The sequence below is a fragment of the Leucobacter manosquensis genome, from assembly GCF_018304845.1.
In the GTDB taxonomy this organism is placed as follows: Bacteria; Actinomycetota; Actinomycetes; order Actinomycetales; family Microbacteriaceae; genus Leucobacter; species Leucobacter alluvii.
The window spans coordinates 337,673-351,304 of the sequence record NZ_JAFEVO010000001.1 but is presented as its reverse complement, the minus strand read 5'-3'; the positions used below and the strand labels follow the sequence as shown (position 1 = coordinate 351,304).

General features: G+C 68.3%; 6 protein-coding genes and 1 tRNA gene. 2 read left to right on the top strand and 5 right to left on the bottom strand.

The genetic code is table 11. The annotated features are described in order from the left end of the window. Positions 1–71 precede the first annotated feature (71 nt). Positions 72–1,130, top strand: a complete 1,059-nt coding sequence (locus JSQ98_RS01630) for a glycosyltransferase (RefSeq protein ID WP_090148171.1) — start codon at positions 72–74, stop codon at positions 1,128–1,130. Here JSQ98_RS01630 and JSQ98_RS01625 read toward each other — a convergent pair. The 3 genes from JSQ98_RS01625 to JSQ98_RS01615 all read right to left on the bottom strand — a co-directional run bounded on the left by JSQ98_RS01625 (position 1,127) and on the right by JSQ98_RS01615 (position 8,844). Further along, the gene (locus JSQ98_RS01625; RefSeq protein WP_211648076.1) at positions 1,127–3,490 is read right to left on the bottom strand and encodes a CDP-glycerol glycerophosphotransferase family protein; all 2,364 of its coding nucleotides are present in this window, start codon (positions 3,488–3,490) and stop codon (positions 1,127–1,129) included. The genes JSQ98_RS01630 and JSQ98_RS01625 overlap by 4 nt on opposite strands. Before the next feature lie 135 nt (positions 3,491–3,625). Further along, complete coding sequence (locus JSQ98_RS01620) at positions 3,626–5,227, bottom strand: S1C family serine protease (RefSeq protein ID WP_211648074.1); 1,602 nt, start codon at positions 5,225–5,227, stop codon at positions 3,626–3,628. Positions 5,228–5,424: 197 nt separating this feature from the next. Then, positions 5,425–8,844, bottom strand: a complete 3,420-nt coding sequence (locus JSQ98_RS01615) for a hypothetical protein (protein ID WP_211648072.1) — start codon at positions 8,842–8,844, stop codon at positions 5,425–5,427. A gap of 166 nt (positions 8,845–9,010) precedes the next feature. Here JSQ98_RS01615 and JSQ98_RS01610 point away from each other — a divergent pair. Continuing rightward, positions 9,011–9,084 (top strand) — tRNA-Met (locus JSQ98_RS01610). A gap of 286 nt (positions 9,085–9,370) precedes the next feature. On the opposite strand, the gene JSQ98_RS01605 is transcribed toward JSQ98_RS01610, so the two are convergent. Continuing rightward, a complete protein-coding gene (locus JSQ98_RS01605; protein WP_346728699.1) occupies positions 9,371–12,394 on the bottom strand; it encodes a UPF0182 family membrane protein in 3,024 nt (1,007 codons plus the stop codon). A gap of 94 nt (positions 12,395–12,488) precedes the next feature. Continuing rightward, positions 12,489–13,631 (bottom strand): YlbL family protein, encoded by a 1,143-nt coding sequence (locus JSQ98_RS01600; protein ID WP_249290678.1) that lies wholly within the window; start codon positions 13,629–13,631, stop codon positions 12,489–12,491. Between the last annotated feature and the right edge of the window lies 1 nt (position 13,632).

Below are 13,632 nucleotides of genomic sequence, written 5' to 3'. Positions count from 1 at the left end.
AGCCTAACCGGGTGCGGCGTCGAAGCGCCTGAACCAGCGGGCGCAGGCGTGGAATATGGGAGGATCGACGGGTGCATCTCCCCGCCCTCCCCCCTCTCCCGGCCGTGAGCTACGTCATGCCCGTGCTGAACGAGGAGGGATTCCTGGAACGGGCGGTCCGCACGATCCTCGATCAGGACTACGCGGGCGAGAAGGAGATCGTGCTCGCGCTGGGCCCGTCGACCGACCGGAGCAACGCGATCGCGCTGTCGCTCGCGGCGGAGGACGGGCGAGTCCGCCTGGTGGAGAATCCGGAGCGCGACATTCCAGCGGGGCTCAATCGTGCGATCGCGGCAAGCCGGTACCCGATCATCGTCCGCGTCGACGCCCACTCGGAACTCACCCCCGATTACACGCGCCTCGGGGTCGAGATACTCGGAAGCCGGCACGCCGCGAATGTGGGCGGCATCATGCGTGCGGCCGGCGCGAGCGACGTGCAGCGCGCCATTGCTCGCGGCTACAACAGCCCCTACGGGCTCGGAGGCGGCGCGTACCACGGCGATGGGGCGGCCGGGGAGGCGGAGTCGGCGTATCTCGGAATCTTCCGCCGCGAGGCCATCGATGCAGTGGGCGGGTATGACCGCGAGATACTGAGAGGAGAGGACTGGGAGCTGAACCTCAGGATCCGCAGGGCCGGTGGTCTGGTCTGGTTCTCCCCCGCGCTCGGCGTGACCTACTGGCCGCGCGCGAGCTTCGCCGACCTGGCGAGGCAGTTCTTCGCCACTGGAACCTGGCGCGCGGTGCTCGTGCGCAAGTACGGTCGCGCGAACCCGTGGCGATTCTTCGCCCCGGGCGCTCTCGTGCTCGGACTGACTGCAAGTACGGGCGCCCTCGTCCTGCTGACCATCGGCGTCCTGCCGTGGGCATCCGCCTGGACGGTGCTGCTGGTGCCCATGGCCGCCTACCTGGCGGGGATCGGCGTCGCCGTCTTCCGCATCCCCGATCAGCGCGGCATCCGCGATCGGCTGCTCACCGCGACGACGCTCGTCACGATGCATCTCAGCTGGGGCGCGGGCTTCCTGCGCGGCATCGTCTTCGGCGGCGGACGCATCTTCGGTCGTGGCCGCGTCGTGGACCGGTCGCGCGTCTAGAGCGAGGATCGCGCGACGAGAGCGTCCACCACTCGAGATGCGGCTCGGCCGTCGTCGTACGGAGTGAAGCGCTCCCGCCATGCTGCGGCAGCCGGCTCGTACTGCCGCAGCCATTCGGCGTCCGGTCCGTCTTCCGCGAGGGCGCGCGCATGCGAGACGATCTCTTCGCGGGCGGCGAGGAGCGGCCCCGGAGCATCGCGCTCGAAGTCGAAGGTGAAGCCTCGCTCGCGGTCGCGGTACGCGGCGAGATCGGGCACGAAGAAGAGCATCGGCGTTCGCGACACGGCGGCATCGAACATGATGGACGAGTAATCGGTGACGAGCACGTCGGCCGCGAGGATGACGGTGGCGGCGTCGGGATGCCGGGAGGCATCGATCACGCGCGCGTCCGCTCCCCCGTACCTCCCGAAGTCGTGGGTTCGCGTGTGCCCTCTGGCAACGACCACCCACTCATCGCCGAGTTCTTCGGCGAGGCTTCGTACGTCGAGTTCATCGACGAGGGTGACGCCTCGGTCGCGCCAGGTGGGCGCGTACACGAGCACGCGAGCGTCGGGCGGTACGCCGAGCTCGGCGCGGGCGAGACGAACCGCCACCGGATTCGCCGTGTGACCAGCGAGCGCCTGCGCGAGACTGTCGTCCCGCGGGTACCCGGTCTCGAGAATGTCGCCCCGGAAGGCGTAGCTCGTGCGGAACTGCTCGGTGGAGTGCGGGTTCTGGGAGAGCATCAGACTCCATCTGCGGCTCTCACGGAGCACGGCGATGCGTGTGCGCAGTCCCACGTCCGGACGCCCGAGCGCCAGATGCTTGAGCATGGTGCCGTGCCAGGTCTGCAGCACGGTCTGCCCGCGCCGGCGGCGGAAGCCGTAGCGCAACCAATCGTTGACGATCAGGAGCCGCGCGTACCGGCGAGCCGCGAACCATTCCCTGCCGCCGACCAGCACGGGCACCGCACCCTCCGGCACATGCTGACGCTCGCTGACCACGCTCCAGTACCGAGGCCGCTCCGGGAACCGTCGAGCGATCTCGCGATCGAGCGCGAGCGGGTTGCAACCGATCTGGCGTCCGTAGAAGCTCTCGAAGAACACGCCCTCGGGATCGATGAGTTCCGCCGCCGGAGCGCGAAGTCGGGTGATCTCGCCGAGCACCCGCTGTGCCGAGCATCCATCGCGGTACGTGTGGAAGCGTTCGGCGAGCGCACGCGCTTCGCCGATGAGCGCTCGGCGCTCTGCTGGGACCGCGAGGGCGTCCCAGGTGCGCAGCACCTCCGCCCAATCCTGCGCGACGCGTCCCGACGCGGTCACCTCGAGCGGCTCATACAGGCCACGGGTGCTGCCGTAGCGCTCAAGATCCGGAGCGAACCAGATGATGGGGCGCTCGAGCAGGGCGAAATCCAGCGCGAGCGACGAGTAGTCGGTGATCACGGCATCGAACGCTCCGAGCATCGGCGTGATGTCGCGCAGCAGTTCCGCACCGAGGGCGTGCACGCGGTCGCCGAGGAGAGCGTCGTACGCTCCTCCGCCGAGCGGGTGCGAGCGCACGACGAGATGCGCCCCGGTGCGCTCGCACGCCTCGCGGATGGCCCGCGCCTCCGCGTCATTCGGAATACCGGGGTCAGGATCGCCGTCCCGCCAGGTCGGCGCGTAGAGCACCAGCGCATCCGACTCGGCGATGCGAGCGCCCGCCTGCTCAAGAATCGACCGCACGGCTGCGCGAGCCTGGGCTTCGCCATCGGTCTCCGAGGCTTGCCGTGCGAGCGCGTCGTCGCGCGGGTCCCCCAGCACGCGCACCTTGCCGGGAGCCACTCGAAAGGCCGAGCGAAGGCGTTCGGCCGCGAGGGGCGATCCCGCGACGTAGAGGTCCACCTGCCGGGATCCGGCGCGGTACATCCGTCGCAGCAGCGCGCGGATCAGCGGCGGACCGGCCACCTTCGTGGTGACGGGCGAATCGAAGTGGAGGCGCTTGAGCGGGGCGCCGTGCCACAGCTGCACGATGAAGCCTCCGGCGACACCGAAGCGGTTCAAATCGCCCAACCCATGGGTGACGACGATGTGACCGGCCCGCAGCGTCGTCCAGAAGCCTGCCCGGCCGCGCCGCTCCACCGCCGTGAACCCCTCGGCGCGCGCACGGTCCGCTTCATCCGCGTCGGCGACGAGCCAGGCGATCTCGGCGTCCGGCTGCTCGATGCGCAGCCGACGCGCGACGGCGAGCGCACCCTCCCCGACTCCGGCCCCGCTGCCGAATGCCCAGCGGGAACGGACGCGAGGGACGAACCACGAGAGGACCAACGACAGCAGGTACTTCGGGAGGGCGAGGAGCTTCGAGAGGTTGCCGCTCGCGAAGTCGAATCCGGCGGTACTCATCGGTATTACTGTAGGGCATTCCCGCTGGGCGAACCGGAATCTGCAGCGGCTCCGCATGCACGTCGAAGTGCCGCGAACGTTCTGCGGGGAACGTTCGCGGCACTCATCGTGCGACGCAGGTCGGGTGTCGGACGCTCACCATTCGAGGGTGCCGAGCGTCACCTCGCTCTCGGCTGCCTTGCCGTTGCGCATGTACTCGATCCGCACCGAGCTGTCGCCGGCGTGCATCCGGATCAGCGCGGAGACCGAGGTGCCGTCGACCGCTGAGACGCCGTCGACTGCGGTGATCACATCGCCGGGCTTGAGACCCGCTTTCGCTGCCGCCCCGTCCGGAACGACCTCGACGAGCAGTCCGCCCGCGAAGTCCGCGTCCGCATCGGTGTCCTGCGATGAATCGGCGACCGACGCTCCGAGGAGTCCGTGCGACGGCTGCTCCCCCGCGATGATCGAGTCGGCGACGCGGGAGGCGAGATTCGACGGGATCGCGAATCCGAGACCCACGCTTCCTGCGGTGCCTCCGGTCGTCGACGTCGACGCGATCGCGACGTTGATGCCGATGAGCTCGCCCTTGCCGTTCAGCAGCGCGCCGCCTGAGTTCCCCGGGTTGATCGACGCATCGGTCTGAATCACGGGGAGCGTCACGCTTCCCGAAGACGTCGACGGCTGCTGCTCCTGTTGTTGGCCCTCCTCGTCGGGGAGGCCGAAGCGGAAGTCCCAGGGCAGTCCTCCGCCGCCGGAGCCATCGTCGCCGCTGCCGTCATCCGGCGTCGGCTGCTCCTCGATCAAGGGGCTTCCGACTGAGATCCCGCGATTCAGGGCGCTCACGACGCCGCTCGTGACCGTGTTCGCCAGATTCAAGGGTGCGCCGATCGCGACGGTGAGATCCCCCACATCGAGCTTGTCGGAGTCTGCGACTGCTACGGCGGGAAGATCGGTGGCATCGACCTTGACCACTGCGAGATCCGCATACGGGTCCACGCCGACGAGGCTTCCATCGAAGATGCGCCCATCGCTCAGCTTCACGCGAATCGCGGCGTCGCTCATGGCCGCCCCGTCGAGCGTCACCACATGCGCGTTGGTGATGATGTAGCCGTCATCGGAGTAGATCACACCGGAGCCCGAACCGCTCGAGTTGCCTCCCGCGACCTCGAGTGTGACGACGCTGGGAGTGGCGACCGCTGCGACTCCGGAGATCGCGGTCGCGTTCTCCGCGTTGTTCAACGTGATCGCGCTGCTCCCCGACGCACCGGTCGTAGCCGACTGCGGCGCGTTCGCCGACACGACCGCAGCGACGCCGCCCCCCACGACGCCGCCGAGGAGTGCGCCGACCGCGAGTCCGGCGAGGAGCATGCCCGAGCGGTTCTTCGCGTCTTTCGACTTTCCCGAATCGTCAGCACCGCGGTGGTCGTTCGGCCCGCCGGGTGCGCCTCCGCCGAGGTCGCCCGGAGCGTGGGATCCGACCGGCATCGCCCCGTATCCGAACGCGCTCGCGTGCTGATCTGCCGGAGCCGTCGGATGCGTCGGTGCGTGCGCGGTCGGTGCGCCGAGGTTCGGCGATCCGTGCGGAGCGTGCGGCTGCGAAGCGGCGCTCTCGGGCAGGACCCGGTCGCCCGGGAGCTGCTGCGTCGGGGCATCCGACTGGGGCACTGGAGTCGACGATGGCTCGCCAGTGCTCGCGTTCTGCGCGGAGGAGGAGATGAGGCGACCGTCTGGGCCGTACTCGGGTGTGGTGCTCATGGGGGCTCCCTTCGTGTAGGTCTAGCTTGACCTCCCTTCCTATGAATTTCGCTTGGAGTACCTGCAGAGCATCTGCACGCCGCGGTCCCGCGTGCACTTCGTGCGCTCCGGTTGGCACGAGTCGTGCCGACGCCCGGCCCTTCCGAGCATGCACCTCGCTGGAAGGGCCGACCGCCGGCACGATTGCCGGCCTTCCCTCACTCTCCCGAGGACGCCATATCGCGGCACTCCCGGAAGACGATCGGGCCGCGCCGGTGTCGGCGTACGCCCCAGGCCAGCGCGGCCCCGCCGAGGAGCAGGAGCGCGCCTCCCCCGGCGATCCACGCGACCGCGGCTCCCTCTCCCGTCGTAGCGAGTGCGGGCGCCGCGCCCACCGGGCGGACCTCGAAGTCCTCGCTCGGAGCACCGCAGGCGCCCTTCGCCACCACGTGCTCCTGTCCGGCCTCGATCATGACGAGGGTCTCGACGTAGCCGCCGAGTCCGACATGCTCGGGACGGGTGAGCACACTCCTCGATCGGTACGTTCCCGGGCCGTCGACCACGACGCCCGCAGCGTCGCCGAGTTCGGCGAGTTCGTGCTCCGGCGAGCACACGAGCGCACCGTGTGCATCTCGCCCGTACGCGCTGAAACGCACCCGGAATTCGATGCCATCGCGCTGCACGATGGGGCCGCCGACGAACGCCCGGTCGAACATCGGCTGCCCGACCTCCACCGAGCCGGCCGAAACCGTGCGCACGGTCGGCGCCTGCACCGTGGTCGTCTCCTCTGGCATCCCGCATGCTCCGCGGTGCAGCTCTCGCTCCGCCCCGTTCTCCCACTGCGACAGCGTCTCCACCCACCAGATGGTGTCGCCATATTCGGGGAGCGCCGTGATCTCCGGCGAACGAACCGTGCCGGGCTCGGTGACGCTGACTGGATCGAGCGTGAAGAGGAGGTTGTCGTCCGTGCAGTGCGCCGCGTCCGTTCCCGTGGCCGACGCCTCGCCCCGATACCCGCGGAAGACGACGCGGTGCTCCAAGCCTGCACGCTCTGCGAGGACGCCGGTGATCGTCGCCTCATCGCTGATGAGGTCGCCGATCGCGGAGAACGCCGCCGCGTTCGTGGTCACCTCCGGTGTCGTGATGTTCGTCGTCTCGCTGGCGATGCCGCACTCGCCCGTGTGCATTGCCACTCGAGCGTCGCCCTGGATGAGCCACAGCGTTTCGACCCACCAGACCGCGCCGACCCAGTCCGACTGTGCGACGACGCTCGGGGAGACGATCTCGCCCGGGCCCGTCACCGGCACGGCCGATGTCTCGAACAGGAGATTCTCTCGTGTGCACACGGCTCGCCCGCCCCCTCCGTCCGGAGCCGGCTCCTTCGCTACCCCGTCACCCGCGTCTCGCGGTGCGGTCCCCGCGCCGTATCCGGCGAACGTCAGTTCCCACCGAGCGCCGGCGTTCTCCGCGAGCGCCCCCGATACCACCGCGGTGTCGGAGATCTCGGCGCCGACGGGAGCGGTTTCCGTCGCCAGGGTCTCGACCGACGGGCGCCCGATCGTCGTGGTCTCATTGGCAAGACCGCATTCGCCGCGGTGCAGCGTGCGGGGCCCATCCGGTGTCTCGAGGTACAGCGTCTCGATCCACCAGACCGTCGTGCCATGCTCAGGTCGCGCGGTGAAGCCGGGCGAACGCAGGTCGCCGGTCCCGGTGACGGGAATCTTCTCGGAACGAAAGATGATGTTCTCGGCGCTGCAGCTCGGTTCGACTGCCGTGCGCACCTCCGGGGTGTCCTCGATCGCGCCTTCCGGAGCGCGGTAGGCCTCGAAGCGCATCGAGTACGTCGCGCGTTCCGCAAGAGCGCCGGACACCGTGGCCACGTCATAGAGCTCGTCGCCGAGCGCCGCTTCCGAGAGCGCCTGCGTGACGACGGCCGGCTGATCGACCCTGGTCGTCTCGTTGCTCAGCCCGCACTCGCCCTCGTGCACGGTCTTGCCGTGCGACACGACGCGCTCGACCCAGTGGATCGTGCCTCCGGATCGCACCTGCGTCTCGGGCGACGCGTACGCTCCCTGCCCGGGAACGGCAATGCCGGATGCGCGGTGGACGGGTTGCGCGAGACAGCGTTCCTCCGCGGAGAGCGATTCGAGTTCGGCTTCGCTCCAGGTCTGCGGATCGCGCCGTTGCTCCAGCACGGGGTCGCGACCGCGCAGCGGCACGGGCGCCCCCGAGCTGTCGCGCACCGGAGTGCCGTCCTCCGCCAGCTCGAGCACGGGGTATGGAGTGCCGTCTGCGGCAACACCCGCCGTCGGCGCACCATTCTCGTCGGCCACGGGAATGCGGTTCCCCGCTCCATCGAGCAGCGGTTCTCCTGCGGCATCCGCCCACCACTCCTCCCAGAGCAGCGCGCCGGTTGCAGGGTCTTCCGCTTGCGCCTCATACGGATTGCCCAGTACCGGCTCCCAGTGCTCGTCGAACTTCTGTGCCCCGGCGCTCGGCTCCAGGTACGCCGTGAAGTCGGCGACCGCGTCCGGCCACATCGCCAGGGTGCTGTCCGGCGTCTCTCGAACGATCAGTCGATCCAGCATGGTGCCCCCTACCGTGGCGTCCGGCTGCGCCTGAGAGGACGCGATCGGTGGGGCCGGGGGCGCAGGAACGTCGTGATGCACGCTGGGAAAGCGACCTCCCAGGTCCGCCGATTTCGAACTGCCCGTGGCGACTGCGATTCGCTGCCCACTGGCTCCCGATGCGGTCGCGGTGTCGTGGACGTCGAGCACCGCATCCCACCCGGCCGTGCCTCTGGCCTCCCAGGAGCCCCCGAGCGTGATGCGACGCGCACCGGGGTCTGCCTGGACGTAGCGAGCCGAAGCCTCGGTACTCGGAACTTGGAGCGTCGCAGCATCATTGCGCACGAACGTGCCGCCAGTGACGCTGAGCGTCGTGGTGCCCTTCGGGTACGCGACCCGGTAGCGGCCCTGCTTTCCGCCGGGGTCAGGAGTCACCTGCAACTCCCCCGTGACGGGCTTCGCAGCCACCGGCGGTTTCGCATTCGCCTTCGCGTCGGCATAGAGCCGGTCGGATTCCGCGACGAGGTCCCGGCCACGGGCTGAGCTCAGCAGCACACCGATCTTCTGGTCGAGGGCCAAATTGCCCGCGGCGAAGTTCTCGCGCATGCGCCAGATCGTCAGCTGCACCGCAGCAGCGGTCCACGCATCCCCAGTCTGACCGTGACGGTCCATGAGGTAGTTCATCTGCCTCATGCCGTGTTCGTCATCCCACGCCGGGAACATCCCGGCGATACCCGGCAGATACGGGAGTCGCCCGAGTGCGGCGATGTACCCCGACGGTTCGTGGCGACCGACCTCGATGCAGTACGCACGAGTACCGTTCGGCATGACGAAGTTCGAGATCGTCAATCCACCGGCGAACGAGACTTCCTCTCCTCGTGATAGCGCCTGAGCGGGAGTCGGCGGCGCGAAAAGGGCGGAGCTGAGCGCGAGGGCGGCGACGACGAGACCTGCGAGCGCCATCCCGGGCACCGATCGCACCACTCGTACCGTCTGCATCTTTCGCACGGTGTGCGAATCCCGAGCGCGTCTCCCTCGCCACCCTCCGTTCAGCCAGTTCACCTTGGTCATGCCCAACTCCTTTCGACACCGCGATCACATGCGGACGACTCGTGAAACGGAGCGTCCTGCAGCGATCGTGGCCTGGAGAGCAGGTACGGCTCGTGAGCTCTCCACACCCACTGGGCTCGCGAGAATTGCGCCTGATTCCGCGACGTGCTAGAGTTGGGTCTCGTGCCGCGGGGTGGAGCAGTTCGGTAGCTCGCCGGGCTCATAACCCGGAGGTCGTGGGTTCAAATCCCGCCCCCGCAACGAAGAAAAGCCCTTGATCTGGAGTTCTCTCCCGACCAAGGGCTTTTTGCTGTGCTTCAGGAGTGCACTGATGGAGTGCGCACCGCCCCACTTCCGCGCATGTGAGCGAACGCTGCGCCCGAAATCGACGGTTCGGCCGCGCGCGCCTCAGCCATGTGAGCGACGACAACGAAACGCGCACGCGTTGCGGGCGGTCGAGGTACGCGCCGCAGCCCGCACGCTGAAACGCAGACCGGACCGGATCGACTCGCGTCGTCCCGGTCCGGTCTGCTCCTGAGGCTGAGCGCTACTCCGCTTCGAGCGCCGCCTCGATCGCCTGCTGCAGACGCTCGTCGGCTTCGCCGTAGGCGGCCCAATCGCCCTTCTGCATGGCAGCATCGCGTGCCTCGAGAGCGTCCTGCATTTCCGTCAGGGTCTCTCGGAGGGTGCCGGTCGCACCCGAACCCGCGTCACCGGCACCGGTGTCACCCGAGTCGGGATCCTCCGCTGCCGGGTCCCCCGTCGTGGGGGTCGTGCCCGTATCACCGGCATCGGCGCCGGAGTTGCCTCCGAAGAGTGCATCCAGTGCCTCGTCCAGCGTGTCCTCGAAGGCGATCTGGTCGCCGAAGGCGACGAGCACCTTCTGCAGGATCGGGAAGCTCGTGCCGGACTTCGCTTGCACGTAGACCGGCTGCACGTAGAGCAATCCGCCGCCGACCGGCAGCGTCAGCAGGTTGCCGCTGATGACCTGGCTCTCGCCCTGGCGGAGGATGTTGAGCAGGTTGGAGACGTTCGAGTCGGTGGTGAAGCTGTTCTGCACCTGCCCCGGCCCGGGAATCGGGTCGCCCTTCGGCAGCGTCAGCAACTTCAGCTTTCCGTAGTCCTCCGAGACCGTTCCGTCTTCAGAGCCGGCGTTCGAGTTTGCTGCGAGATACCCGGTGAGGATGTCTCGGGAGCCCTCACCCGATTGATCCGGAATGTACGTCGAATAGATCGAGTAGTTCGGATCCGCATCGGCTCCGGCCGCGAGCGTCAGATAATACGGAGGCTGAGCGAGCTTCGCCGCACCCGCGGTCGCGGTCGACACCGGATCATCGGGCGTGCGCCACTTGTCCTCTGCCGAGTAGAAGGCGTCCGCGTTCGTGACGTGGTACTCGCCGAGCATCGCGCGCTGCACCTTGAACAGGTCGCTGGGGTAGCGAACGTGGCTGAGCAGGTCGCCGCTCATCTCCGAGACGTCTTTCAGCGTGCCGGGGAATATCTTGCCCCACGACTTCAGCAGCGGATCCTCGGTATCCCACGCGTAGAGGGACACGGAGCCGTCATACGCATCCACGGTCGCCTTCACGGAGTTGCGGATGTAGTTGATCGGCTTGCCGAGCGGATCGCGCTCGGAGGCGTCAGCGTCCACCGTGAGCTCGTTCATGTCCGAGGATTCGGAGTACGGGTAATCGTCGGAGGTGGTGTAGCCGTCGACGATCCAGACGACGCGCCCGTCGACCACCGAGGCGTAGGGCGCCTTGTCGACGGTCAGGTACGGGGCCACCTTCTGCACGCGGTCGACCGGGTTGCGATCGTACAGGATCTGCGAGCCGTCGACGACCGCGCCGGAGAGGAGCACCTCCATGTCCTGGAACTTGAGGGCGTAGATGAGCTTCGTGAAGATGTTGTCGAGCACGGGGCCGCCGTCGCCCGAGAAGGTCGTCATGTTCTGACGTCCACCGTCTTCACCGGCCTCCTCCGCTTCGACGCTCTGCTCGGTCGCAGGATCTTCAGCACCCGGCTCGGCCGGCTCGGCGTCTGCGGCCTCCTCGGCGGAGGCTTCGGCGTTGCTCTCGGCATCGGCGGGGAAGTCGAGCTCGATCGCCTTGGAGCGCTCTCCACCCACGATGGAGTACTCCGGGGAATCCATGCCGAAGTAGATGCGCGGTTCGAAGGTGCCCAGCTTGCCGCTCGTCGGAATACCGTTCTCCAGGAAGACCGGCTCGCCCCCGGGCGATCGCTGGTTGCCGAATGCCGCCACGAGCCCGTACCCGTGGGTGTAGACGAGCGTCCGGTTGTACCAACCGGTCTGCTCTTCGATGTTGATGTCGCGTACCGCCGACACGGTGTCCTCCACCTGGCCGTCGATCTCGTAGCGATCGACGTTCAGCGATCCGGGGAACTGGTAGTACTGACGGATCTGCTCGAGCTGAGCGAAGGTGGGAGAGACGATCTCGGGGTCGATGATGCGAATGTTCGCGGTGGTCGTCGCGTCGTTGCGCAGCGCGCCAGGCTCGGCGTCGGTGACCGCGTCGTACCGTTCCTTCTCGACGTCCTCGATGCCGTACGCGGCACGGGTGGCCGCGATATTGCGCTCGATGTACTCGGACTCGAGGCTCTTCTCGTCGGGCCCGACCTGGAACTGCTGCACGGCCCAGGGGTAGCCGACGCCCAGCACGAGGCTGGACGCGATCAGCAGCGCCGTACCGATGACCGGCAGACGCCACTTGCCGGTGAAGGCCGTCACGATGAACAGGATCGCGACGATGATGGCGATTCCCGCGAGGATCTGCTTCCCCGGGATCACCGCGTTGACGTCCGAGAACATCGCACCGGTGCGGATGCCGGAGCTCCCCGTCAGCGTGCGGTACTGATCGAGCCAGAGGCTCGCGGCCTGCAGCACGAGGTACAGCGTCGCGAGCACCGCGGCCTGAATGCGCGTCGACTTGGAGACGCGAACGTCACGACCGGAGAACGCGATGCCGCCGTAGAGGTAGCTGGTCGCGACGCCGGCGATCAGCGCCAGCAGCGTTGCGGCCGAGGCGAACGCCACGATCCCCTGCAGCATGGGCAGATCGAAGAGGAAGAACGAGATGTCGAGACCGAACTGAGCATCGGTCTCCCCCGTGTTCTCGCCGTTGAACCAGAGCAGCACGCTCTGCCACTGCGCGGCGGTGCTGAATCCCCCGAACAGGCCGACGACGGCGGGCAGACCCCACTTGACGAGGCGACGGAGCGGTTCGAAGAGCTCCTGGTACCGGTCGAGCTGGGCAGTCAGTCGCGCGTAGACGGGGCGCTTGCGGTACGCGATGTCGATCGCGAAGAACACGGGCACCGCGATGCCGAGGAACCCGATCAGGAACATCGCTCCGGCGGCGAGCCATTGCGTGGTGAGCACCGGCAGGTAGCCGGTCTGTCGATACCACATCACTTCAGCGAGCACCGCGGCCACCGCGAGGAAGCCGAGAATCAGGATCACCACCAGCACGACGGTGATCGCAAGCGGCGAGAGCCGGCGCTGACGGGTGGCCTGAGCCGGGGGGTTCGGGTCGGTCACGTCTTCGTTCACTTTCCTGTCCAGTGCGCACGCGATGGTGCTGGGCGGGGTGGGTCACTTCACCCTACCGGGCTGCGCTGGTAAAACCCGGGGGCGGTATCGGCATCTACGACGATTGAGACCGAGCTGAAATCTCGGCTCCGCAGCGCTCCAACCCGGCGGGGGTGTCGCCTGAAGCGGCGGTTTCGATCGCGTCGATCGCCTCGGTGAGGGTCGCGACCGGCGCGACCCGCAATCCGTCGGGTATCCGCTCGGGAACATCGGCGCAGTTGCCGAGGGGCATGAGAAAGAGGTCGCTCTCCGCTCGAGCCGCCGCCCACATCTTCTGCTCGAGCCCGCCGATGGGCCCGACCTCTCCGGTATCGGCCATTGTCCCTGTGCCGCTGACGGTCATCCCGTCGAGCATCTCCCCCGGGGTCAGCCGATCGTACATGGCGAGCGAGAAGGCCATGCCGGCGCTCGGGCCGCCGATGTCCTCGAGTTTGATCTCCACCTCGCTCGGGAGCTCGAAATCCGTCGCGACGGTGGCCCCGATCAGCGGTTCCGTCGCCCCGTCCGGGATGGTCGGGGTGAGCTCGACATCGACCGGTTCCCCGTCGCGCTCGATGCCGACCCGCAGCGGCTCGTCGCCTCCGGTTGCGATGGTTCGTTCGCGAAGCATCGCGAAACTCTCGATGGGCTCGCCGTCGAGCGCGACGAGACGGTCTCCCGGCTCGAGCACGCCGTCCGCCGCGCTGCCGCCCGCGACCTCTGCGACGCTGAGCACGACGTCGACGTCGACGCCGACCTCGCGGAAAGCCGCCGCGGCGGCGAGCGTCTGCGAGCTCGCCATGAGCGCCGTGTTCTGCGCATCGCGATCATCGGAGGTCTCTCCGTCGCGGAAGAAGTCGCTGAGCGGCGCGATGCGCTGCGACGGGTCGACGACCGCGGGCAGGAGCGAGAGCCAGCTGCGTCGCCGGTCAGGGTCTCCGAGGATCTGCACGGTGAGCAGGTTCAGCGTGCCGCTCGTCGGATACGTCTGAGCGTCGGGGAACGAGACGACGGGCTCCGTGGCATCGTCCACGGTGACATCGCCGAGCGTGTCGACCACGGGGCCGGGTCGCTCGATGACGTACGGCGAGGGGATCGCTCCTGCAAGCAGCACCGGGATCGCGAGTGCGCCGACGATCCAGAGGCCGCGACGCCGCCCTCGGCCCGCGTCCGCCTCGTACTCGACGTCCGAACGTGTCCTGCCGATGTGCTGACCCAAT